Genomic DNA, 21,935 nt, shown 5'->3' on the forward strand with positions numbered 1-21,935 from the left:
ATCACATCCCTTGTGGGCCGCGGTTCATCGCCGCCACTCCGGTACGGCAGATTTCAACTAGCCCGAGCGGTTTCATGATGGCGATGAACTGATCGAGCTTGGAGCCCTTGCCGGTGATCTCGAAGATGAAATGCTCGGTGTTGGCATCGATGACGCTGGCGCGGAATGCATCGGCGAGCCGGAGCGCCTCGACGCGGGCTTCGCCGGTGCCGGCGACCTTGACCAGCGCAAGTTCCCGCTCCAGTGGCCGCTCTTGTCCGAATTCCTGCGACCGCACGGTGAGATCGACGACGCGGTGCACCGGCACGATGCGCTCGAGCTGGTGCTTGATCTGCTCCAGCACGTGCGGCGTGCCGCGCGTCACGATGGTGATGCGCGACAGGTGCTTTTCGTGCTCGGTTTCCGAGACCGTCAGGCTCTCGATGTTGTAGCCACGTCCGGAAAACAGGCCGATGACCCGCGCAAGCACGCCCGGCTCGTTGTCGACCAGGACCGAAAGCGTGTGGTTCTCTGGTTTTTCCGTCTCCTTGGCGATGAAATAGGCGGAGCCGGTCGGTTGCAACTGTGCGTTCATGACATAAATCTCGATTTCAAACTTTTGCGCTAATCTGCTGTTTCCGCACAGCTTCCTCCAACCAGACTACACCAGTTCCCTGCCCTTGGCGTCGATCGCGTTGGCCACAGCTTCGTCCGTCGCCTCGTCCGGCAACAGCATCTCGTTATGCGCCTTGCCGGACGGGATCATCGGGAAGCAGTTGGCGAGCGTCGCCACGCGGCAGTCGAACAGGACGGGCTTCTTGACCGCTATCATCTCCTTGATGGCGTCGTCGAGCTCGTCCGGCTTGTCGCAGCGAATGCCGTGGCCGCCATAGGCTTCGGCGAGCTTGACGAAATCCGGCATCGCCTCGGTATAGGAGTGCGACAGCCGGTTGCCGTGCAGCAGCTGCTGCCACTGCCGCACCATGCCCATATATTGGTTGTTGAGGATGAAGATCTTGATCGGCGCCTCGTGCTGCACCGCGGCGCTCATCTCCTGCATCGTCATCTGCACCGAGGCGTCGCCGGCGATATCGATGACCAGCGCATCCGGGTGCGCGATCTGCACGCCGAGCGCGGCCGGCAGGCCGTAGCCCATCGTGCCCAGTCCGCCGGAGGTCATCCAGCGGTTCGGCTTCTCGAAATGATAGTGCTGTGCCGCCCACATCTGATGCTGGCCGACCTCGGTGGTGATGTAGGTGTCGAGGTCCTTGGTCAGCGCATAGAGCCGCTGGACGGCATATTGCGGCATGATCACCTCGTGGTTCATCTTGTAGGCGAGCGAATCGCGCGCGCGCCATTTGGCAATCTGCTCCCACCACGGGTGAAGCGCTTTCTTGTCGGCCTTGGCGGTTGCCCGCCACAGCCGCACCAGATCCTCCAGCACACGCCCGACATCGCCGATGATCGGCACGTCGGTGTGGACGTTCTTGTTGATCGACGACGGGTCGATGTCGATGTGGATCTTCTTCGAATTCGGCGAAAACGCCGTCAGCCGCCCGGTGATGCGGTCGTCGAAGCGCGCGCCGATGCAGAGCATGACGTCGCAATCGTGCATCGCCATGTTCGCTTCATACGTGCCGTGCATGCCGAGCATGCCCATCCAGTTCTTGCCCGACGCCGGATAGGCGCCGAGGCCCATCAGCGTCGAGGTGATGGGAAAGCCGGTGAGGTCGACCAGCTCGCGCAGCAAATGGCTCGCCTCCGGGCCGGAATTGATGACGCCGCCGCCCGAATAGATGATCGGCTTCCTGGCGCCGGCCATCAGCTCGACCGCCGCCTTGATCTTTTCCAGATCGCCCTTGACCTTCGGTTGGTAGCTGGTGCGCGGCGCCGTCTGCGGCGGGACATAGATACCCTTGGCGAACTGCACGTCCTTCGGAATGTCGACGACGACCGGACCGGGGCGCCCTGTAGTTGCCACATGGAAGGCCTCGTGGATCGTTGCCGCGAGCTCGTTGACGTCCTTCACCAGCCAGTTGTGCTTGGTGCAGGGCCGCGTGATGCCGACCGTGTCGCACTCCTGGAACGCATCCGAGCCGATCAGCGAAGTCGGCACCTGGCCGGTCAGGCAGACCAGCGGGATCGAATCCATCAGCGCGTCCTGCAATGGCGTCACCGCATTGGTGGCGCCCGGCCCTGAGGTCACCAGCATGACGCCGGCCTTGCCGGTCGAGCGCGCATAGCCTTCCGCCGCATGGCCCGCGCCCTGCTCATGGCGGACGAGGATGTGCTCGACCTCGTCCTGCTGGAAGATTTCATCGTAGATTGGCAGAACCGCGCCGCCCGGATAGCCGAAAACATGCTTGACGCCGTTGTCCTTCAGCGCCTGCACCACCATTTCGGCGCCCGTCATTTCGCTCCTTGGCATTTCAGTTCTTGGCATTTCGCGCCGCTCATTCTGTCCACTGCTCATCGGTCTGGTCCCGTACTGTTCGCCATCTGGCGATTGCTGGTCGTTTAGTCGTATTTCGGGCAATAAAAAAGGCCCCCGAGGGAGCCTGTGTCTTGCGCATGGGAGGTCATCGCCCGGCGGTTACACCGCCTTGCCCACGCGCTTTCCTACGAGAATGAGTGCCTTTTTCATGGTGGCGGACAATAGAATTGGTTTGACGCCGCTGTCAACGGCGAATGTGCACTTGGCCTGACGTCGGCACATCCGTCCATTGTGCACCCGCGCGGCCTTTCCGCCGCGCGGGTCTTCCGTTTCAGGCGCAGAGCACCACACCCCTCGCCTTGGCCCAGCGCTCGATGATCTTGCGCTCCTCGAGCGAGGCGAGACGGTTGCCGAAACCGCGCACCTGCACCGCACGGTTTTGCGGGTCGAGTTCGATCGTCAGCAACCGCTCGATCTTGCCGAGCGCCGAGCGCCGCAGCACCCAGATCGAGGCATTGCCGGCGATGCATTTGGCCGCGTATATCGAGACGCAATGATGCATCGCCCGGCTCTCGGCGACCAGATCCTCGGCTGTCTTCAACTGACGGATGAAGAAACGCTCGCCATGCGCCCTTGCCTCTTTGGTCGACGGCTGCCAGTCCCAGTCGTCGAGGCGCGAGCCGTCCCAGGCGCGACCCTGCGACTGCGTCCCGGCAGTACGCGTGGCCCGCCCGGCAGCGCGGCGGCGCATTGCCTCGATGCGTTCGATCGCGGCAATGTCTCGATGCCATTCCAGCATCTGCCGACGCAGCGAGGCGAGCGTGCGACCCTTCAGGCTGTACGCCGCATCGCGCTGGTGCACGGCGCCGATATAGTCGCATAGATCGTCGATCTCCTCCTTCGACGCGGGTTGCCCGCAGAAGAACCGTGTCACCTCGCGCCAGAAGCCCAGATCGTTACGTGGCGTGCGCGCAATTTTCGACTTGGCAAGTCGGGCCGCCAACCCGGAATCATCCGTGTAGGACCGGGCGATCGCCACCCAAAACGCCTCGTCGAACGTGAAATCGCCGGGCAAGTTCAAGAAGCAATGCACCTCCTTGCGAGACAGCCACGCACAGGCGCCCGCCTTGTAGAGCGAGTCACCACGCGCCACTGCGATATACCAAGCCTTGCGAAGCGCAATCTCGCCGGCATGCAACCCCGAGCTGTCCAGCCAGATCCCCTCGAGCGCGGCTGTAACCGGGTAGCGCGCATAGAGATGACGCGCCGCGGCCAGCCGCAGCCGCGCGGGGTCGCGCGTCTTCAGCTTTGGACGCCACAGCGCGCCGTCGCGGATCGCCATGCCGGCAAAGCCCCGACGTGCCTCGTCGAGCGCCCGCTCGAAATCCGGAGCGGGACGCGGGACGGGAAAAACCCGCCGCAGCGTTACGGCATATGCTTCAATGCGTTCGCGCTCGGCATCCTGCCTGCGCTGGATCATGGACTTTGCCATGGGCGTTCTTCCTGATTGGAACCCTGTCAGCCGCACGCAATTCCAGCGTCGGCACGGAATGTGTCGATCTGGATCGCCGGGTCATTGACAGGTCTCCTTTCAGGACGACGGATCAGAATGGGCGGCTTCTCTAAGCTCGCCGCCAATTTGACGCAAGAGCTATTCTTTCCATGCCCGCGATGGTCTGACGGGTGTTGCAAAGGTGCATCGTTGTCGCCATCACCGTGTCCGGCCGACGCATTTCCAGTAGATGAGGGTGCCTGTGAGCCCGCCATGCGGCTTCAGCGCATAATCCGGTATTTCGCCGACCAGCGTGAAGCCGAGCTTTTCATAGAGGCCGGAAGCCCCCTCCTCTTTTGCCGTGTCGAGGACCAACAGCGTGCGGCCTTTCTCCACGGCAACGGCTTCCGCCGCCTCCATCAGGCGGGTTGCGATGCCCTTGCCGCGATAATCGAGGCGGGTCATCAGCTTGGCGATCTCGGCCCGGTGCGGCTGGTTGGGAGGGCAGTCGAGCAGCAAGGTGACGGTGCCGACCAGAGCCTCACCGTTCCAGGCCCCAAGCACGGCCCTTTCGCCTCTGGCGGCCGCCTGAAGCGACCTGTTCCAGAAGGCCGCGGCCATCTCCGGCACCAGCGGATGCATGAAGCTGACCGAGCCGCCGGCAGCGACTGTCCCGATCAGCAGATCCGCCAGCATTTTTTGCGTTCCGTCAGTCCTGGTGAGTGGCCTGATTTCGGTCGAACTCATGTGGTTCCCCTGCGCCGTCCGTCAATCGAAATGACTGATCCGCTTCCGCTTCCTGGCCCGCCGGATTTCCGCGATGCGATCGGCGTCTTCCTCTTGCAGATGTCGCCCGCGTTCCAGCAGTTCGAGCGTGTATTCCTCATAGGTCAGGCCCAGCCGCTCGGCCTTGTCCAGCCGCATCAGCATGATCTCGCGGCTCGACACTTTCCATGCCTGGGCATGGGCGGTCCGCCAGGCAAGAAACACATAGGGCTCACCCTTGCCCCAGGGCGGACCGTCATAGTCGTCGAGCGGCGGACCCCCATTGTCGGAGCGTTTTGGACGGCGCGCCTTCACCTCAGCTCCTGGCCAACGCAACCAGATAGTCGGCGGCGTCCGGCCCCGGAGCGTGAAAGACGCAATCGGATGGCGCGCCGAGCGCCAGGCAGTCGCCCGGTTCGAGCCGGTGAACGATGTCCCCCTCGGTGAATTCCAGCCCCCCGGAGATCAGCCATATCTGTTGCCTGATGAAGGCATAGGACGCCGCCGGGAAACTTACCTTGGCGCCGGCCGGCAACTGGATCCGGATCAGTTCGAGGGGTATGTCGGAGACCGGCGAAAGATGCCGACGCACATAACCCGTAGCCGGATCGCGCCAGAGCGGCTGGTCACGTTCGCGAAGCAGGCCACCGCCCTGCAATTCCGCCCTTGCGATCAATGTGGACAGCGTCATGCCGAAGGCGGCCGCAATGCGCACAAGGAGCGCCGCCGTCGGGCTGGTCATGCCGCGTTCTACCGTGCTCAGCATGGCTTTCGAAACATCGGACCGCTCCGCCAGCGCTGCCAGGGACCACCCTCGAGCCACTCTTTCGGCATGTATTCTTCTGCCGATGGTCGAGGAGATGTCGTTCGCTATATCATCCATTAATCCAATATATCGAAATTTTTCTACGGAGCAACGGCCGTTTCATCCAGTTTTCGCAAACTCCTTAATGTCCGCTAAACCATCCGGCCTCATCCCACCTTAACCCCGTTCGCCTAGGCTCATCGCTTGGAAAAAGGGATCGGCGTGTCCATGCTCGTTGAACGCGAAGCCTCCATTGGGGAACCGACTTTGCTGGAGCGCCGCAGGGCGGAGCAGAACGACAAGCGCATTCTGGGCAATGTCGTGCAATGCGACGGCGCGCGCGCCACCATCAGCGCCTATGCCGACGATATCGAAGGCACGGTCACCGGCCTGTGGAGCGTCGGCAAGATGATCTCGATCAATCTCGGTACATCGCGAACCGTCGGCCTGGTCTATGAAATCGCCAAGTCGGATCGTGCCTGGAGCAGCGAGGGCCAGAATCCGATCGAGGTCAGCATCGAATTGATCGGCGAGGTGCGCGACGGTGCCGAACCCGGCGCGAAGCCGATCTTCGACCGTGGCATCACGACCTATCCGCATATCGGCGCCATTGCCCATCGTATCCGCAGCCGCGACCTGCAGGCCGTCTACGATCTCGCCGGTCGTCATTCGATCACCATCGGCACGCTGTCGCAGGACGAGGCCATCGACGCCAATATCGCCATCGACGATACGCTGGCGCGCCATTTCGCCATTGTCGGCACCACCGGGGTTGGCAAATCGACCGCCGTGTCGCTGCTCTTGCGCAAGTCGATCGCCGCCCGGCCCGACCTGCGCGTGCTCATCCTCGATCCACACAACGAGTTCGCCGCGTCGTTGGCCGAATATTGCGTCAGGGTCGATTCGACGACGCTCGACCTGCCCTTCTGGATGTTCAAGCTAGAGGAATTTGCTGAGGTGCTGTTTCGCGGCCGCGAGACGGTTCCGGAAGAGGTCGACGCCTTGCGCGATCTCATTCCCGCGGCCAAGAATCTCTACCGCAATCCCAACTCCGGCAACTATCTACGGCGCAGCACCGATGCGCTGACCGCCGACGCGCCGGTGCCCTATCGCATTGCCGACCTCATCAAGCTGGTCGACGAACGCATGGGATTGCTGGAAAGCAAGAACGATCGCCCGACCCTCAGGTCACTGAAGACACGTATCGAATCGGCGGCATCCGATCCGCGCTACCGTTTCATGTTCAACTCGCGCCTGATCGAGGACACCATCCACGAGACGATCGGCAACATCTTCCGCGTGCCACATCACGGCCGCCCTGTGACCTGCTTCGAAATGGCCGGCATGCCGTCCGAGGTGGTCAATTCCGTATGCTCGGTGCTGGCGCGGCTGGCCTTCGACCTGGCGTTGTGGAGCGAAGGCCGCCTGCGCCTGCTCTTCCTGTGCGAGGAAGCGCATCGCTATATGCCGGCCGATCCGCGCCTCGGTTTCGCGCCGACGCGGCACGCGCTGTCGCGCATCGCCAAGGAAGGCCGCAAATATGGCTGCTATCTCGGCGTCGTCACCCAGCGCCCGGGCGAACTCGACCCGACCATCCTGTCGCAGTGCTCGACGTTCTTTGCTATGCGGCTCGCCAACGATCAGGACCAGGCGATCATCCGGTCGGCGATTGCCGATTCCTCGGCTTCGACGCTGGCGTTCCTGTCTTCCATGGGCCAGCGCGAGGCCATCGCCTTCGGGGAAGGCGTGGCGACGACGATGCGGATGAAGTTTGAAAAGCTCTCCGAGGATTTGATCCCCGGCACGGCCAAGCGCGAGGACGCCTTGCCGTCCGAAACCGGCGACGAGGTCGACCTCGTGGCGATCGTCGAACGGCTGCGCAACGTGCCGAAATCACGACAGGCAATGCCTTTCGCGGAAGTCGTCGATTCGGGCCGGCAGGCCGGCGATTCGGACTATCGCAAGCCGTCGGCCGCACGCACCCAGCGAAACGACGATTTCGACTTGCGCTACGGCCTCAAGCCGGCGACCTTCGGCCTGCGTCCCCCAGAATGATTGAGCCGAGCGACTTTTAGGCAGCGCTCGCAGATATCAAAGCTGAGTTTCGATGGCTGTCTTGTCTATAACTGACCACACCTGGCGAATTTTCCCTCTCTGAAACTCATAAAATACGTTCTCGGCAAACGAAATTCTCTTCCCGCTTACATCGAGCCCAAGGAACGTTCCCCTTGGCGCGCAGTCGAAGCTTAGCCGGCTCGCTACATAAGGCGGATCGGCAACCAATAGCTGAATGTCGAAGTAAAGGTCCGGAATTTCGTCGAAGTCTCTCACCAACATTTCGAGATAGCCGGACAATCCGAGCTTGCGACCGTTGTGGGTCACTTCATCATGAACAAACCGCCCCAGATTTGGCCAATCCTGCTTGTTCAGGCATGCAATATAGCCTCGGTAAAGACCGGAGAGATCGGATTTAGTCACGGCAACACCTCTATTTCCGGCAAGCCCCGCAAAGGCAGCAGCATCTCAGCTTGACTGGGTGACGTCGGTCTGCGTGCACCGGAAACGCAGAAAACGATACCAGACGGCCGGCATCAGGAATTCAATGACGGAATTTCAGGCACAGACGCGGTTGCGCCCTTGCCTCTTCGCCTCATAGAGCTGGCGATCGGCGCGGCGATAGAACTCCTCGGCGGTTTCCTTGCGATCCCAGACGGCAAGCCCGACGCTGGTGGTGATTTTCAGTCGGACATTGCCCGTCAGCACCGACATGTTGGCGATCGCCTTGCGGATGCGCTCCGCGAATTTGGATAGCAGCTCGGCGTCCATATTGGGCGTGACCACCGCGAACTCCTCGCCGCCCAGGCGCGCCACCACGTCGTGATAGCGTGTCATGTCCTTGAGACAGTTGGCGACCGCCCGCAACACCTCGTCGCCGACATCGTGGCCGTGGCTGTCGTTGACCTGCTTGAAATGGTCGAGGTCGAGGATCATCAGCCCTACTGGTTTCTCGATGCGACGGAACTCTTCGAGATATTCCTTCAGCGCATCGTCGAAATAACGCCGGTTCTGCATGCCGGTGAGGCTGTCGGTGAGCGCCGCATGCTCTAGCGTCTCCGAACGCGCGCTGAGCGAAACGGTCATGGCGCGCAGCTTGCCTTCTTCCGTCGCCTGCTTTCGGATCAGCGGGTAGATGAAGAAAATGCCGAAGAACAGCGCAGTCGCCAGCAGCACGCCCGTCGCAAACAGCAGCTTGTTGAGATAGACGATTTCATCGAGTTCCGAAGGCGTATTGCTAATGTCGGCGGCCAGGGTTTGCAGGAGCCCATAGGCGTAAAGCGTCACCAGGCCGGCGGCCAGGATCACAAAAATAAAGACGAAAAAGGCTGATTCCGCCTTGTGGAAACGCATCTGCTCCCCGTTGGAAAGTTCGTAACGATCTTATGGCATGCGGGAACTTACGGACAGTTAACCTGGACAACTTCAACGCGAAATGTCCCCTCGGTGTCGACTTTTCAGGTTGCGCTCGAATGAGGGAGTGAGTGCATCGAGTCGATCCCCTCACCAGGACGCAATCTCTGCCATTCCGGGCCCAATTGGTGCCTGAACCAGGTCGCCTGCCGTTTGGCATATTGCCGCGTCGCGATTTTCGCGCGCTCGATGGCCTCGGGAAAACTGAAGGCGCCGGCCAGCGCGGCCTGAAGCTCGCGAACACCGATTGCTTTCATCGCCGGCAGGTCGGGATCGAGGCCGAGCGCTGAAAGCTGTTTCACCTCGTCCAGTGCCCCCTTGTCCAGCATGCGGTCGAAGCGAGCATCGATCCGCTCCACCAGCGCCGCTCGCTCCGGCTCGATGACGAAAAAGCGCGCGCTGCTCCTGTCGATCAACGGCCGGCCACGCGCGGCCTGCCAGTCCAGGATGGAACGCCCCGACGCGTCGAGCACCTCCAGCGCCCGCACGATGCGCTGGCCATCCGTCGGCTTCAGCATCATGCCGGCCGCAGAATCCTCGCGCAGCAGGATGCGGTGCAATCTCACTGCGCCCTGTTCCTGGAGCTCGTAGCGCCAGCGATCGCGGATCGACTTCGGAATGTCGGGCATCTCCGAGATACCTTCCGTGAGCGCCCGGAAATAAAGCCCGGTACCGCCGACGAAAATCACTGGCCGCTCCGAGAGCGTGCCGTCGTCGATCAGCTTCGTGACATCACGCAACCAGGCGCCGGTGGAATAGGCGGTGGACGGATCGACGTGTCCATAAAGAAAGTGGGGGACGCGGGCGAGTTCGGCAGGACCAGGCCGCGCCGTCAGCACGTCGAGCACCGAATAGCCTTGCATGGAATCGGTGTTGACGATGACACCGCCATTGCGCTCGGCGAGGTCGAGTGCGAGCGCCGACTTGCCGCTGGCGGTCGGCCCGGCTATCAGGATCGCGTTCTTCACGCGGCCTTCGCCCGCCTGTCCGCTGGAATTTTCGATGCCGCTGATCGCCACGCTTCTATCCCATCCCGCCGGCCGCGCATTGACGCCGACGCTAGCGAATATGGCCTCGCGGTCGGTCGGCGCAAGCGCTGTTCGCTGGCTGGCCGAAGGCATCGCCTGCGAACTCGACTTGCCGGAGACCGCCGACGCTTCCGAAATAACGGCGCGCCTGCAGGCCGCGCTTGCTTCCGAACCGATCGACGTGGCCGTCCAGCCGGCTGAGAACAGGCGCAAGAAGATCCTGATCGCCGACATGGATTCGACGATGATCGACCAGGAATGCATCGACGAGCTTGCCGACGAGATCGGCGTCAAGGATCGGGTCGCCGCCATCACGGCGCTATCCATGAACGGCGAGATCGCATTCGAGCCGGCCTTGCGCGAGCGTGTTGCGCTGCTCAAGGGTCTCGATGCCGCAATCATCGACCGCATCATCGACAATCGCCTGACGCTAGCCTCCGGCGGCCGCACGCTCGTCCAGACAATGGCGGCCAATGGCGCCTGGACGGCGCTGATCTCCGGTGGTTTCGACATCTTCACCACCCGCATCGCAGCATTGCTCGGCTTTCACGAAAATCGCGCCAACCGCCTGATCGAGCAGGATCGCCGCTTCACCGGCTTGGTCGCCGAACCGATCCTCGGCCGCGCCGCCAAGGCCGAAGCCCTTATCGAGATTTCCGCCCGCCTCGGCCTGACGCCTGCCGATGCCATTGCCGTCGGCGACGGCGCCAACGATCTCGACATGATCCGTCTTGCCGGCATCGGCGTCGCCTTGCATGCCAAGCCGGCCGTGGCAGCCGAGGCAAAGATCCGCATCGACCACGGCGACCTCACCGCCTTGCTTTATCTGCAGGGTTATCGCCGGGAGGAATTTGTCGAATGACGCCGATCCGCACCGAGCGCCTGATCCTGCGCAACTGGGGAGATCGTGACCGCGAGCTCTTCCATCGCATCAATTCCGACGAGCGCGTCATGGAATTCTTTCCGTTTCGGCGCGACCGTGCCCAGTCGGACGCCAAGATGGAGGAGTTGCGCGCGGCTATCGATCGCGACGGCTTCGGCTTCGCGGCCGCTGAGATCGCAGCCACAGGTGAATGCATCGGCTTCGTCGGCATAACCCGAACCGATCATTTGCCATTCCTGCCGCCCGGCACGATCGAGATCGGCTGGCGGCTGGCACCCGAATTCTGGGGCCGCGGCTATGTCACCGAAGCAGCCGAAGCCTGGCTGACCTATGGCTTTGAAAGACTTGGCCTCGACGAAATCGTGTCCTTCGCAGTCAAGGATAACAGCCGGTCCACTGCCGTCATGGAGCGCCTGGGCATGATCGCCGACCCGGCCTCCGACTTCGACCATCCCGGTGTTCCGGACAGCCACACCGCACTCAGGCGACATGTCTTCTACAGGCTGCCACGCACAGACTGGCAGGCAAGAAAAAGGGCGGCCCGCTAGCCGCCCTTTTTCGTTTCAAGATCAGAGTGTGGCAGGCTCTTCCGGACTCAATCCATCCGGATTGTCACAAACCTCAGCTCGCCGGTCTTCGACGCCAGCATCAAAAGCGCGTTCTTGCGCCCCTGCTCCTTCAGCGCGCCGATCCGGTCCATGACGTCCTTGGGCGTTGCGACCGATTCCTGCGCGATCTCGGTGATCACTTCGCCCGGCTGGATGCCGCGTTCGGCAGCCGCCGAATCCTTGGCGACGTCGGTCACGACGACGCCGGAGACGTCGGCGGCAATGCCGAACTTCGTGCGCGTCTCCTCATTGAGCTCGCCGATCGTCATGCCGAGCACGGCAGCCGTCGAAACCGCAGGCGCCTTGTCGGCATCGTCCTGGTCGGTGTTGCCGTTTTCACCGCCGCTGGCAAGCTTTTCGCCGTCCTCGAGCCGGCCGAGCGTCACCTTGACGGTCTGCTCGACCCCTTTGCGCACGATGATCACGTCGACCGCCTTGCCGACCGGGCTCTCCGCCACGACGCGCGGCAGGTCGCGCATTTCATGGATGTCCTTGCCGTCGAATTTGATGATGACGTCGCCGGCCTGGATTGTGCCGTTGTCGACCGGCCCGCCCTTGATGACGCCGGCGACCAGCGCGCCCTTGGCGGTCGCCATGCCCAGGCTTTCGGCAATGTCGTCGGTCACCGGCTGGATGCGCACGCCGAGCCAGCCGCGCCGCGTCTCGCCGAACTGGCGAAGCTGGTCGACGACGCCCGAGGCAAGCTGCGACGGGATCGAGAAGCCGATGCCGATCGAGCCGCCCGATGGCGAGATGATTGCCGTGTTGATGCCGATGACTTCGCCGCTGCTGTTGAACAGCGGTCCGCCGGAATTGCCGCGGTTGATCGCGGCATCGGTCTGGATGAAGTCGTCATACGGGCCGGAATTGATGTCGCGATTGCGTGCCGAGACGATGCCGACCGTCACCGTGCCGCCGAGACCGAACGGATTGCCGATCGCCATCACCCAGTCGCCGACACGCATCGTGTTGGAATCGCCGAACTTCACCGCCGTCAGCTTGTGCCCTTTCGGATCGACCTTCAGCACCGCGACATCGGTCTTGGTGTCGGTGCCGACCAGCGTCGCCTTGAGCGTCACCCCATCGGAGAAATTCACCTCGATGTCGTCGGCATCGGCAATGACGTGGTTGTTGGTCACCACGATGCCCTGCTCGGCGTCGACCACGAAGCCGGAGCCCAGCGACTGCACCTTTTGCCCGCCGCCGCCCTTGTCGCCGCCACGGTTCTTGAAGAAATCGTCGAAGAAGTCCTGGAAGGGCGAGCCCTCCGGCAGCTGCGGCATCGGCACTGCGCCCGGCCCCTCAGTGCCTTTAACAGTCTGCGACGTCGAGATGTTGACCACGGCGCCAAGCAGGCCGGCGGCGAGATCGGCAACCGAGGGCGGCCCGTCGGCTGCCATCGTCGGCGCCACGAACGACGGAACGGCAACGGCGCCGACCAGAAGCGCAGCGGCCCCGGCGATGAACGTCCGCCTCGCTGCACGCAGAAGGGTGGTGGATGTCATCGAAAGGCCTCCGGGTGTTCTGAAAAAAAACCGCTTCGGCAAAAATGCCGGTCCGCGTCATGTTGGCAAGAAATAAGGCACGTTTGCGGCTATGGCTACCGCCAGAGGATAAATCCTCCGTTACGCCGGCTATCCCTGCACCGGCCCTACTGGCCGGTGCTTGGCTGCGCTGCCGGTGGGGCGGGAGCGGCAGGTGCTGGCGCTGGTGCCGCCGGTGCCACAGGCGTTTCCTTGCTGTCCGGGTCGCGGAAGAAGCGGAAGAACTCGGAATTCGGCGACAGCACCATCGTCGTTCCGGCGCTGTTCAGCGCCGTGCCATAGGCATTCATCGACCGATAGAAATCGAAGAAGGCCGGATCGCGCTGATAGGCCCCGGCAAACGTGGCACTGCGCTGGGCTTCACCTTCACCGCGCAGGATTTCAGACTCTTTTTGCGCTTCGGCGACGATTTCGACCACTTCGCGATCGGCGCGAGCCCTGATCCGCTGCGCTGCCTCGTTGCCGCGCGCTCTCAGCCGCTCGGCTTCGGCGAGACGTTCGGCCTTCATGCGGTCGAAGGTCTGCTGCGAGACTTCGGCCGTGAGATCGGTGCGGCGGATGCGGACATCCTCGATCTGCAGGCCAAGCGAGGTGGCATCGGGCCTCAGTTGATCGCGCACCTCGCGCATCATCACCGCGCGCTCTTCCGAGAGTGCCGCCTCGAAGTCGCGCAGGCCGTAGACGCGGCGCAAGGCAGCGTCGAGACGCGTCCTCAGCCGGGCCTCGGCCAGTTCGATCTGGCCGGAGACCGCGGCGCGGAACACACGCGGGTCCGAGATACGATAGGCGATAAAGGCATCGACCTCATAGAATTTGCCGCCCGAAACCTGGACACGGATGTTGTCGAGGTCGAAGCGCAGGACCCTGTTTTCGATCAGCTGGACGGTGTCGGCATCGAAGAAGGAGAATGGCGCCTTGAAATAGATGCCCGGCTGGTTCTTGACGTCGACGATTTCGCCGAACCTGAGCACCAGCGCCTGCTGGCGCGCATTGACGACGAAGACCGACGAATAGAGCAGGAACAGGATGACCGCGGCGATGACCGCAATGACGGGAAGACGGTTGGCCATCACTGGTTTCCTCCGGTGGCCGGTGCCGGCGCCTTCTGCTGCAATGCCGGCAGCGGCAGGTAGGGAACGACCCCTTGCCCGTTGCCTTGCTCGACGATGACCTTGCTCGAATCCTTCAGCACCCTCTCCATCGTTTCCAGGTAGAGTCGCTTGCGCGTCACCTCCGGCGCCTTGGCATATTCGTCATAAACCGAGATGAAGCGCTGCGCCTCGCCTTCGGCCTCCTGCACGACCCGGTTTTTGTAGGCGGCCGCGTCTTCGCGGATCTGTGCGGCCGCACCGCGCGCCTGGCCGAGCTTCTGATTGGAATACTGATTGGCCTGCTCGACGAACTTGTCCTCGTCCTGCTCGGCGCGCTGCACCTCGTCGAACGCGTCTGCCACCTCGCGCGGTGGCGCGGCGTCCTCGATCGAAATGGCGTTGACGTTGAGGCCGGCCTTGTAACCGTCCAGCGTCGTCTGGATGATCTCACGCACCGACGCCGCGATGCCTTGCCGGTCGTCGCGGAAAATGTCTTGCGCCGGGCGCCGGCCGACCGCTTCGCGCATCGCGCTTTCGGCGACCTGCTGCAGCATGCCGTCCGGGTCGGACACGTCGAACAGATAGGCCTTAGGGTCGGAGACCTGATAGGCCACAGAGAACTGCACATTGACGATGTTCTGGTCGCCGGAAAGCATCAGGCCATTGCCGCTGGAACTGCCGCCGCCGATACTGACAAGCTGCTCGGCGATGTTGGCGGTCTCGACCGTTTCGATGGGCCACCAATGGAAATGCAGGCCAGGCTGCGACAGCTCCGCCTTCGGCTTGCCGAACCTGAGTTCCACCGCAACTTCGTCGGGCTGCACCGTGTAGACCGCCTTGAACGCCCATAGCACCACCAGCGCCGCGGCAATCAGCCCGAACACGGCAGGGCTCGCGCCACCGCCGCCCGGCAGCGCGCGCCGCAACCTGTCCTGCCCGCGCCGGATGATATCCTCGAGATCGGGAGGCGAGCCCTGCGGGCCGCTGGGTCCTTTTGGTCCCTGACCCCAAGGCCCCTGATTGTTGCCGCCGCCCCACGGGCCGCCGCCGCCGCTCTTGTCGTTCCAGGGCATAAATGTCCTTTCGCTTGGAATTCCCTCAAGCGCCGGCTCACCGGCGCAAAATCCAATATTATTCTTCTATAGGGATGCAACGGCACGCTTTCAACGCGATCGGCTGCCGCCACTGTCCGCTTTTGGGTCCATCTAGACCTGTCGCGACCCCTTTGTCGCCTTCAATGCACGTCGCGGCGCCGCTCGTAAACCGAATAGCGTGTCGCATGGCTGTCCTTTTCGCCAGCCTCCACCTCCTGCGAGCGGACGATCCGCCACAGCGTCGGATCGATCGGCGGGAAATGGGCATCGCCGTCGACCGCGGCCAGAACATGGGTCACGTGCAGCCGATCGGCCAACGGCAGCGCCTGAGCGTAGATCTCGCCGCCGCCGATGACGCAGATCTCGTCGGCGCCGGCCATGCAGCGCCCGCGCACCGTCGCCAGCGCGATTGCGTCCTCGATCGAGTGCGCGACTTCGACGCCCTCGGCGCGCCATGCCCTGTCTCGTGTCACCACGATATTGAGCCTGCCCGGCAATGGGCGGCCGATGCCTTCATAGGTCTTGCGGCCCATAATGATGGGCTTGCCCATCGTATCGGCTTTGAACCGCCTGAGATCGGTGGACAGCCGCCACGGCAACCCACCCTCGCGCCCGATCACGCCGTTCTCGGCGATGGCGACATAAATCGCGAGGTCCATCAGCCGCCGTTTCCGCCATCGGATGGCTCCAGCAGCAATATGTCGATGTCGTGCTCGGGGTAGAAGTTCTGCGCCTTCATCTCGAACGTCGTCGGTCCGACCTTCCTGACGTTTTCGCCGCAAAACGAGACCAGGTTCTTCGCATCGCCCTTGTCGACGGTCAGCTTGAACGTGCCGATGTTTCCCGACGCCCAGTTGCCACCCGTGGTCAGGATATAGGCGATGCGGTTCTCGAAATATTTGGGGTAGCCGTCGGGATCGTCCTTGGCTGCCTTGCGCACGGCATTCTCGAAGGCATCGTCCATGCAGTAGCGTGTCTTGTAGGCGGCATACTGAGCCTGGAACTGGCCGTCATAGAAGAAGCTGACCGAGGAGGTGCCGCCGACGCTCGGCTTGTAGCGATGCGAGACATGGACCGCCTTGTTGGCCGGAAACGTCGAGCGCCACCAATAGGTCGAGCGCAATTGCCAGAACGGCGTATAGACGGTCTTCATGCCCGAACCGTCGTCGGCAGTGTCCTCGATGATGATGCCGCGGTTGACCCAGTCGTCGGCGACCGCTTGCGGCAGCTTTGCCAGCGCTGCCTTGGCCGCATCGCCGAACGGATAGAACGGCACGCCCTGCGCCTTCAGGTCAGCGCCGATGTCGATGCCGAGCGCGAACACCTTCTGCTCGAGCTGCGGCTTTGCCGGCACCCCGTCGATCGTCACTTCGAAGCCGAGGAAATTGTCGCTCTGCGCCTCCGGAATCGCCGGTATTTCTTCGGGGTCGCCTTCGATGTCGGGCATCGGAAAGGCGACGATCGCATCGACATCCTTGTCGGTGTTGTTGCGGAAGACGTAACCGACCATCACTTTTTCCGGCGAGATGTAGAGATCCTCGCTTTCCATCGCCACCGCATCGCTGCGCGAAAGGATCAGCCCACCGGTGCCGAGTTCGGCGACCGAATCATTGGCGAGCGCAGGCGTAGCCGAGAGCGCCAAGGCTGCGGTCAGGACGTAACGGAACATGGAAACTCCCCCGGCGAGAATGCCAACATGACTCTAGCTGTTCAATGTGGCGTTTCAAAGCCTTTCGGCAAATGCGCCGGCGCCTGCCGGCATGTCGTGTCGGTCTGGACACGCCGGTCCCGATCGGGCAGGAGTTCGCCCATGCGCAAGCTTCTCGTCATCGGCATCGGCGCCGGCAATCCGGAACACATGACGGTCCAGGCCATTAACGGTCTCAATCGGGCCGACGTGCTGTTCATTCCTGACAAGGGCGCCAAGAAGAACGATCTCGCCGAATTGCGCCGCCAGATCTGCGACCGCTTCGTCATTAATCCGAACTCGCGCCGTGTCGAATTCGACGTGCCGGTGCGCGCCGAGCCGGCGCCTTCCTACCGCTCGACCGTCGACGACTGGCACGAGGCGATCGCCGCGATCTACGAAGGCCTGATCCGCGACGAACTCCCTGAAGATGGCTGCGGCGCCTTCCTGATCTGGGGCGATCCGTCGCTCTACGACAGTGCGCTGCGCATCCTCGAGCGCGTGCGCCTCAGAGGCAATATAGCGTTCGAGTTGGAGGTCATCCCTGGCATCACCGCCATCCAGGCACTCGCAGCCAGCCACAAAATGGCATTGAACCGGATCGGCGACGCCATTTTGATCACCACCGGCCGCCGGCTCGCCGAGGAAGGTCTGCCCGAAAACGCCGGCAGCACCATCGTCATGCTGGACGGCAAATGCGCCTTCAACACGCTGGACGACAACGACGTCACCGTCCACTGGGGCGCCTATCTCGGGACGCCCGACGAGATCGTCATCTCGGGCCGGATTGGCGACGTCGGCGACAAGATCGTGAGCACCCGTGAGCAGGCCCGCCGGAAAAAAGGCTGGATCATGGACACCTATCTGCTGCGCAAGCCGGGCGAGCCTAAGAAGTAACAGGGATCACACGCGGCATGAATTCCGCCGGCGTCACGCTGCGTCGATCTCGGCCTGCAGCGCCTCCATATGCGCCGCCGCTGCTGAAGACGCAGCCCGCTCGATCGCGCGGAAGCGGCTGACCACAGCAAGCCCGACCGACGTCAACTGGGCGCCACCGCCTTTTTTGCCGCCCGTCTGTGCCGCAACCAGCGGCTTGCCGAACACCCGGTTCATGTCCTCGACCAGGTCCCAGGCGTGCTTGTAGGACATCTCCATGCCGCGCGCCGCGGCCGAAATCGAGCCGAAGGCGGCGATCTGTTCCAGAAGCTCGATCTTGCCCGGTCCGATGCGGCCATCTGGATCGAGATTTATCCGCAAACTCAGCGACGGCATTTGCTCCTCCGCGGTCACGCCATTCTACAGGTTCTGCAGCGATACCGCTATTCCAAAACGATATAGCGAATCATCGGCCGTTCACTCATCCGCCTCGGCGGGCAGGCCGGCGCCGGTATTCGCCCGGTCGAAGCTCACCGTCTTGACCACGGCGAAGACCTGTCGACCAAGCCGAAGCCCCAGTGTCTGCCGCGACTGTTCGGTGATGCGGGCAAGCACGGTTGCGCCATTGCAGTCGAGGCCAATCTCGACCGTAGGCCCTTCGCCCGGCTCTATCGCCACGATCGTGCCCGGCAATATGTTGAGCGCGCTGAGGCCAACCGGCTGCTCGGTGGCGATCATCACGTCGCGGGCACGGATGCGGACGCGCACCGGCGCACCGACTGGCGTTGCCAGAAGCGGCACCCGGATCTCGCCCGCCAATGAGCCTAGCACCGTCATGCCAAAGGCTTCGTCGTGGCCCAGAACCGCGGTATCCAGCACGGCACCGCCCTCGCCGCGCTCTTCGGCCGGCAATAGATCCAGACGCTGCATGATCGCTCCGGTCGGACCGGAAGCGGCGACCTTTCCTTGCATCAGCACCACGACGTCGCTCGCCAGCCGCGCCACTTCGGCGATCGAGTGGCTGACATAGACGATCGGGATTTTCGTCTCGTCGCGCAGCCGCTCGATGTAAGGCAAGATCTCGGCCTTGCGCCCCTCGTCGAGCGAAGCCAGCGGCTCGTCCATCAGCAGCAATTTCGGACTGGCAAGCAGCGCGCGCCCGATTGCCACACGCTGCTTCTCGCCACCGGAGAGTTTTGCCGGCCGCCGGTCGAGCAAATGGCCGATCCCGAGCAGTTCGACCACGCCATTGATATCCGCGTAACGCTCAGCAGCCGGCGTGAACCAGCGGCCGTAGCGCAGATTGCTCGCCACGCTCATATGCGGAAACAGCCGCGCATCCTGGAACACCATGCCGATCCGCCGTTTGTGCTTCGGCACGAACAGACCGGCATCGCTATCAACCAGCACGCGGCCCTCGGCCGCGATACGACCTTTGTCGGGGCGGATCAGCCCGGCAATCAAATTGATCAGCGTCGTCTTTCCTGAGCCGGAAGGCCCGAACAGCGCAGTCAGCCGCCCGGCGCTTTCGAAGCGGGCATTGACGGTGAAACCGCCAAGCCGGTGGCTGATGTCGACCTGAACCGTCATTCGATGTCCATCCGCCGGCCGACGCGCCGCGCCAGCACTTCCGAGGCAACAAGTGCCGCCATCGAGATGACGATCGAGATCAGCGTCAGCCTGAGCGCGCCGGCGTCGCCGCCGGGAACCTGCGTGAAAGTGTAGATCGCCGACGGTAGCGTCTGCGTCTCGTTCGGAATGTTGGAGACAAAGGTGATCGTCGCGCCGAATTCGCCCATCGCCTTGGCGAAGGAGAGGATCGCACCGGCGATCAGCCCGGGCAGGATCAGCGGCAGCGTGATCGTGCCGAATACCCATAGCGGATTGGCGCCGAGCGTGCCGGCGGCCGCCTCGATTTTGCGGTCGACGGCCTCGATCGACAGCCGGATGGCCCGCACCATCAGCGGAAAGCCCATCACGCCGCAGGCGAGCGCGGCGCCAGTCCAGCGGAAGGAAAAAACGATGCCGAAATGTTCGGCCAGGAAAGCGCCGGCCGGACCACGCTTGCCGAAAGTCAACAGCAGCAAATAGCCGGTCACCACCGGCGGCAGGATCAGCGGCAGATGCACCAGACCATTGAGCAGCGTCTTGCCCCAGAACTGGCCGCGGGCAAGCACAAGAGCGATCAGAATGCCCGGCGGCAGGCTGGCAATCATCGCCACGGTCGCAACCTTGATCGACAGCCGGACCGCATTCCATTCGTCGGGAGCGAGATCCAGCAGCCAGTTCATGTGCGGTGCCGTACGTCAGTTGCTCGGCGCGAGGATTGTAAAACCTTGCGCCTTGAAGAGTTCGCCAGCCTTGGCGGATTGCAGGCATTTCAGGAATGCCGGAGTATCCCTGCTCTTCGAATCCGCAAGCTGGGCGACTGGATAGATGATCGGCGGATGGGTACCCGCGGGGAAAGTGCCGACCACCTTCACGCCAGGCTCCGCATGCGCATCCGTGGCGTAGACGATGCCGAGTGCTGCCTCGCCGGTCGATACCAGTTTTAGAGCGGCGCGGACATTCTCGGCCTGCGCCACCTTGCCTTCGACCGAAGACCAGGCACCGAGCGATTCGAGGGCTGCCTTGCCGTATTTGCCGGCTGGCACCGCCTTGACATCGCCCATGGCAAGTTTGCCGTTACCGACCAGCCCGGCAAGATCGAACCCCTTCTCGATCCTGGTCTCGACCTTGGAATCCTGCGGAGCAATCAGCACGATCTGGTTACCGAGCAATTTCACTTCGGTGCCGGGCTTGGTCAGCTTCCTGTCGGCAAGATATTTCATCCAGTCGAGATCGGCCGAGATGAACAGGTCTGCCGGCGCGCCGCTTTCAATCTGCCTGGCCAGCGCCGAGCTCGCCGCGTAGGAAATGGTTGCCGCCTCGCCGACATCGGCCTCGCAGGCCCTGTTGACGGCATCGAGCCCATCCTTCAGGCTCGCCGCGGCAAACACGACCACCTTGTCATCGGCATGGGCCGACGGCACCGCGGCCATCAGCATGGCGGCGAGACCCGCGATGGCAATCGTCGTCGAACCTTTGCGCGCCAGCATGAAACTCTCCTCGTCTCGGAACGCCCGAAGCCGCCCATCGATATATCCATGTGAACATAACAAGGAAAGGCTCTTTACCGCCGACGGCATTCTGAGCTGAGGTTTTCCCGGCCTGCGATAATCTTCGTTGGATACAGCGGTACCGAGGCCGAAGGAAATATTCACATGAAAATCAGCGACCAGGGATTGCGCGTCAAGTCGACGTCGGCCAATCAAGATGGATGCTGACAACGCCCGAGGCCGCAGCCGCAGTAGGCAATGTCGATAGGCACAGTCAGCTATGGTGCTAGACCGCGATCGGCGCCTTGATCGTCGCGTCGGCGAAATAGTTCTCGAGCCGGAAATCCTCGAAGCGGAAGGCAAAGAGATCCTTCACCTCGGGATTGATCCACAGCGTCGGCAACGCCTTGGGCGTGCGCCGCAATTGTTCGCGCGCCTGCTCGAAATGGTTCGAGTAAAGATGCGCGTCGCCGAGCGTGTGGATGAAATCGCCGGGTTTCAATCCGGTCACCTGCGCCACCATCAGCGTCAGCAACGCATAGGAAGCGATGTTGAACGGCACACCGAGAAAGATATCGCCCGACCGCTGATAGAGCTGGCAGGAAAGCTTGCCTTCAGAAACATAAAACTGGAACAGGCAATGGCAGGGCGGCAACGCCATGGCCTCCACCTCGGCCGGGTTCCACGCCGAAACGATCAGCCGCCGCGAATTAGGATTTTTGCGTATTTCCTTCAGAAGATTCGCAATCTGGTCGATGGCGCCGCCATGGCCGTCCGGCCACGACCGCCATTGTTTGCCATAGACCGGGCCGAGATCGCCGTTCTCGTCGGCCCACTCATCCCAGATCGAGACGCCGTGATCGTTGAGATATTTGATGTTGGTGTCGCCGGCCAGGAACCACAAAAGCTCGTGGATAATCGACTTCAGGTGCAGCTTCTTGGTGGTGGTGACCGGAAAGCCGCGGGCCAGGTCGAAGCGCATCTGGTAGCCGAATACCGAGCGCGTTCCGGTGCCGGTGCGGTCGCCGCGATCGGCGCCGTTTTCCAGCACATGCTTCAGAAGGTCGAGATACTGGCGCATCG

At 62.7% G+C, this 21,935-nt stretch carries 23 protein-coding genes; 4 read left to right on the top strand and 19 right to left on the bottom strand.

The window, feature by feature from the left end; translation table 11 throughout:
• Window position 1 precedes the first annotated feature (1 nt).
• The 6 genes from ilvN to NKJ55_RS11920 form a co-directional block, all read right to left on the bottom strand.
• On the bottom strand, window positions 2-574 hold the full coding sequence (ilvN, locus tag NKJ55_RS11895) for an acetolactate synthase small subunit (protein ID WP_023676680.1): 573 nt from the start codon (window positions 572-574) through the stop codon (window positions 2-4).
• Window positions 575-640: 66 nt separating this feature from the next.
• A complete protein-coding gene (locus NKJ55_RS11900) occupies window positions 641-2,392 on the bottom strand; it encodes an acetolactate synthase 3 large subunit (RefSeq protein ID WP_352450061.1) in 1,752 nt (583 codons plus the stop codon).
• A 352-nt stretch (window positions 2,393-2,744) separates the two neighbouring features.
• Window positions 2,745-3,905 carry a PcfJ domain-containing protein gene (locus tag NKJ55_RS11905; RefSeq protein WP_352450062.1) on the bottom strand — a complete coding sequence of 387 codons (1,161 nt, stop codon included), beginning with the start codon at window positions 3,903-3,905 and terminating at the stop codon, window positions 2,745-2,747.
• 219 nt (window positions 3,906-4,124) lie between these two features.
• Window positions 4,125-4,652: a GNAT family N-acetyltransferase gene (locus NKJ55_RS11910; protein ID WP_352450063.1), complete on the bottom strand. Its 528-nt coding sequence runs from the start codon at window positions 4,650-4,652 to the stop codon at window positions 4,125-4,127.
• Between the two features lie 21 nt (window positions 4,653-4,673).
• A complete protein-coding gene (locus NKJ55_RS11915; RefSeq protein ID WP_352450064.1) occupies window positions 4,674-4,985 on the bottom strand; it encodes a hypothetical protein in 312 nt (103 codons plus the stop codon).
• Between the two features lies 1 nt (window position 4,986).
• Window positions 4,987-5,553, bottom strand: coding sequence for a helix-turn-helix domain-containing protein (locus tag NKJ55_RS11920; protein WP_352450065.1), 567 nt, complete (start codon window positions 5,551-5,553; stop codon window positions 4,987-4,989).
• A gap of 150 nt (window positions 5,554-5,703) precedes the next feature.
• Between NKJ55_RS11920 and NKJ55_RS11925 the strand changes: the two genes are divergently transcribed.
• Window positions 5,704-7,530 (top strand): ATP-binding protein, encoded by a 1,827-nt coding sequence (locus NKJ55_RS11925; protein WP_352450066.1) that lies wholly within the window; start codon window positions 5,704-5,706, stop codon window positions 7,528-7,530.
• A gap of 36 nt (window positions 7,531-7,566) precedes the next feature.
• Here the strand turns inward: NKJ55_RS11925 and NKJ55_RS11930 are convergent, their stop codons facing one another.
• From NKJ55_RS11930 to miaA, 3 genes are all read right to left on the bottom strand, one after another.
• Complete coding sequence (locus NKJ55_RS11930) at window positions 7,567-7,953, bottom strand: ester cyclase (protein ID WP_023676687.1); 387 nt, start codon at window positions 7,951-7,953, stop codon at window positions 7,567-7,569.
• A 135-nt stretch (window positions 7,954-8,088) separates the two neighbouring features.
• Window positions 8,089-8,883 (bottom strand): GGDEF domain-containing protein, encoded by a 795-nt coding sequence (locus NKJ55_RS11935; RefSeq protein WP_023676688.1) that lies wholly within the window; start codon window positions 8,881-8,883, stop codon window positions 8,089-8,091.
• Window positions 8,884-8,987: 104 nt separating this feature from the next.
• A complete protein-coding gene (miaA, locus tag NKJ55_RS11940; RefSeq protein WP_023676689.1) occupies window positions 8,988-9,956 on the bottom strand; it encodes a tRNA (adenosine(37)-N6)-dimethylallyltransferase MiaA in 969 nt (322 codons plus the stop codon).
• Here miaA and serB point away from each other — a divergent pair.
• Window positions 9,946-10,833: a phosphoserine phosphatase SerB gene (gene serB, locus NKJ55_RS11945; protein ID WP_352450067.1), complete on the top strand. Its 888-nt coding sequence runs from the start codon at window positions 9,946-9,948 to the stop codon at window positions 10,831-10,833. The two genes, miaA and serB, sit on opposite strands and share 11 nt — an antisense overlap.
• Window positions 10,830-11,402 carry a GNAT family N-acetyltransferase gene (locus NKJ55_RS11950; RefSeq protein WP_023676690.1) on the top strand — a complete coding sequence of 191 codons (573 nt, stop codon included), beginning with the start codon at window positions 10,830-10,832 and terminating at the stop codon, window positions 11,400-11,402. The genes serB and NKJ55_RS11950 overlap by 4 nt, the downstream gene beginning before the upstream one ends.
• A 47-nt stretch (window positions 11,403-11,449) precedes the next feature.
• Here NKJ55_RS11950 and NKJ55_RS11955 read toward each other — a convergent pair whose 3' ends face one another.
• The 5 genes from NKJ55_RS11955 to NKJ55_RS11975 form a co-directional block, all read right to left on the bottom strand.
• Window positions 11,450-12,967 carry a DegQ family serine endoprotease gene (locus NKJ55_RS11955; protein ID WP_352450068.1) on the bottom strand — a complete coding sequence of 506 codons (1,518 nt, stop codon included), beginning with the start codon at window positions 12,965-12,967 and terminating at the stop codon, window positions 11,450-11,452.
• Between the two features lie 146 nt (window positions 12,968-13,113).
• Complete coding sequence (gene hflC, locus NKJ55_RS11960; protein WP_023676692.1) at window positions 13,114-14,076, bottom strand: protease modulator HflC; 963 nt, start codon at window positions 14,074-14,076, stop codon at window positions 13,114-13,116.
• The gene (hflK, locus tag NKJ55_RS11965) at window positions 14,076-15,170 is read right to left on the bottom strand and encodes an FtsH protease activity modulator HflK (protein WP_023676693.1); all 1,095 of its coding nucleotides are present in this window, start codon (window positions 15,168-15,170) and stop codon (window positions 14,076-14,078) included. The genes hflC and hflK overlap by 1 nt, the downstream gene beginning before the upstream one ends.
• A gap of 161 nt (window positions 15,171-15,331) precedes the next feature.
• Window positions 15,332-15,850 (bottom strand): dihydrofolate reductase, encoded by a 519-nt coding sequence (locus NKJ55_RS11970; protein WP_352450069.1) that lies wholly within the window; start codon window positions 15,848-15,850, stop codon window positions 15,332-15,334.
• Window positions 15,850-16,860 (bottom strand): DUF4424 domain-containing protein, encoded by a 1,011-nt coding sequence (locus NKJ55_RS11975; RefSeq protein ID WP_352450070.1) that lies wholly within the window; start codon window positions 16,858-16,860, stop codon window positions 15,850-15,852. Before NKJ55_RS11975 ends, NKJ55_RS11970 begins: the two co-directional genes overlap by 1 nt.
• Before the next feature lie 141 nt (window positions 16,861-17,001).
• Here NKJ55_RS11975 and cobF point away from each other — a divergent pair, with 141 nt between their 5' ends.
• The gene (gene cobF, locus NKJ55_RS11980) at window positions 17,002-17,775 is read left to right on the top strand and encodes a precorrin-6A synthase (deacetylating) (protein WP_352450071.1); all 774 of its coding nucleotides are present in this window, start codon (window positions 17,002-17,004) and stop codon (window positions 17,773-17,775) included.
• A gap of 33 nt (window positions 17,776-17,808) precedes the next feature.
• Here cobF and NKJ55_RS11985 read toward each other — a convergent pair whose 3' ends face one another.
• The 5 genes from NKJ55_RS11985 to NKJ55_RS12005 form a co-directional block, all read right to left on the bottom strand.
• Complete coding sequence (locus tag NKJ55_RS11985; protein ID WP_023676697.1) at window positions 17,809-18,150, bottom strand: winged helix-turn-helix domain-containing protein; 342 nt, start codon at window positions 18,148-18,150, stop codon at window positions 17,809-17,811.
• A gap of 81 nt (window positions 18,151-18,231) precedes the next feature.
• Window positions 18,232-19,344 (bottom strand): molybdenum ABC transporter ATP-binding protein, encoded by a 1,113-nt coding sequence (gene modC / locus NKJ55_RS11990; RefSeq protein WP_352450072.1) that lies wholly within the window; start codon window positions 19,342-19,344, stop codon window positions 18,232-18,234.
• Window positions 19,341-20,045, bottom strand: a complete 705-nt coding sequence (modB, locus tag NKJ55_RS11995; protein WP_023676699.1) for a molybdate ABC transporter permease subunit — start codon at window positions 20,043-20,045, stop codon at window positions 19,341-19,343. The genes modC and modB overlap by 4 nt, the downstream gene beginning before the upstream one ends.
• Before the next feature lie 15 nt (window positions 20,046-20,060).
• The gene (modA, locus tag NKJ55_RS12000; protein ID WP_352450073.1) at window positions 20,061-20,852 is read right to left on the bottom strand and encodes a molybdate ABC transporter substrate-binding protein; all 792 of its coding nucleotides are present in this window, start codon (window positions 20,850-20,852) and stop codon (window positions 20,061-20,063) included.
• Between the two features lie 286 nt (window positions 20,853-21,138).
• Window positions 21,139-21,933, bottom strand: coding sequence for a thymidylate synthase (locus NKJ55_RS12005; protein WP_023676701.1), 795 nt, complete (start codon window positions 21,931-21,933; stop codon window positions 21,139-21,141).
• Between the last annotated feature and the right edge of the window lie 2 nt (window positions 21,934-21,935).

The organism is Mesorhizobium sp. M0106, from assembly GCF_040322715.1.
In the GTDB taxonomy this organism is placed as follows: Bacteria; Pseudomonadota; Alphaproteobacteria; order Rhizobiales; family Rhizobiaceae; genus Mesorhizobium.

Coding starts and splice junctions, on each gene's coding strand:
- ilvN (WP_023676680.1), bottom strand. CDS start 574: ATGAACGCACAGTTGCAACCGACCGGCTCCGCCTATTTCATCGCCAAG.
- NKJ55_RS11900 (WP_352450061.1), bottom strand. CDS start 2,392: ATGACGGGCGCCGAAATGGTGGTGCAGGCGCTGAAGGACAACGGCGTC.
- NKJ55_RS11905 (WP_352450062.1), bottom strand. CDS start 3,905: ATGGCAAAGTCCATGATCCAGCGCAGGCAGGATGCCGAGCGCGAACGC.
- NKJ55_RS11910 (WP_352450063.1), bottom strand. CDS start 4,652: ATGAGTTCGACCGAAATCAGGCCACTCACCAGGACTGACGGAACGCAA.
- NKJ55_RS11920 (WP_352450065.1), bottom strand. CDS start 5,553: ATGGATGATATAGCGAACGACATCTCCTCGACCATCGGCAGAAGAATA.
- NKJ55_RS11925 (WP_352450066.1), top strand. CDS start 5,704: ATGCTCGTTGAACGCGAAGCCTCCATTGGGGAACCGACTTTGCTGGAG.
- NKJ55_RS11935 (WP_023676688.1), bottom strand. CDS start 8,883: ATGCGTTTCCACAAGGCGGAATCAGCCTTTTTCGTCTTTATTTTTGTG.
- serB (WP_352450067.1), top strand. CDS start 9,946: ATGCCGCTGATCGCCACGCTTCTATCCCATCCCGCCGGCCGCGCATTG.
- NKJ55_RS11950 (WP_023676690.1), top strand. CDS start 10,830: ATGACGCCGATCCGCACCGAGCGCCTGATCCTGCGCAACTGGGGAGAT.
- NKJ55_RS11955 (WP_352450068.1), bottom strand. CDS start 12,967: ATGACATCCACCACCCTTCTGCGTGCAGCGAGGCGGACGTTCATCGCC.
- hflC (WP_023676692.1), bottom strand. CDS start 14,076: ATGGCCAACCGTCTTCCCGTCATTGCGGTCATCGCCGCGGTCATCCTG.
- hflK (WP_023676693.1), bottom strand. CDS start 15,170: ATGCCCTGGAACGACAAGAGCGGCGGCGGCGGCCCGTGGGGCGGCGGC.
- NKJ55_RS11970 (WP_352450069.1), bottom strand. CDS start 15,850: ATGGACCTCGCGATTTATGTCGCCATCGCCGAGAACGGCGTGATCGGG.
- NKJ55_RS11975 (WP_352450070.1), bottom strand. CDS start 16,860: ATGTTCCGTTACGTCCTGACCGCAGCCTTGGCGCTCTCGGCTACGCCT.
- cobF (WP_352450071.1), top strand. CDS start 17,002: ATGCGCAAGCTTCTCGTCATCGGCATCGGCGCCGGCAATCCGGAACAC.
- NKJ55_RS11985 (WP_023676697.1), bottom strand. CDS start 18,150: ATGCCGTCGCTGAGTTTGCGGATAAATCTCGATCCAGATGGCCGCATC.
- modC (WP_352450072.1), bottom strand. CDS start 19,344: ATGACGGTTCAGGTCGACATCAGCCACCGGCTTGGCGGTTTCACCGTC.
- modB (WP_023676699.1), bottom strand. CDS start 20,045: ATGAACTGGCTGCTGGATCTCGCTCCCGACGAATGGAATGCGGTCCGG.
- modA (WP_352450073.1), bottom strand. CDS start 20,852: ATGCTGGCGCGCAAAGGTTCGACGACGATTGCCATCGCGGGTCTCGCC.
- NKJ55_RS12005 (WP_023676701.1), bottom strand. CDS start 21,933: ATGCGCCAGTATCTCGACCTTCTGAAGCATGTGCTGGAAAACGGCGCC.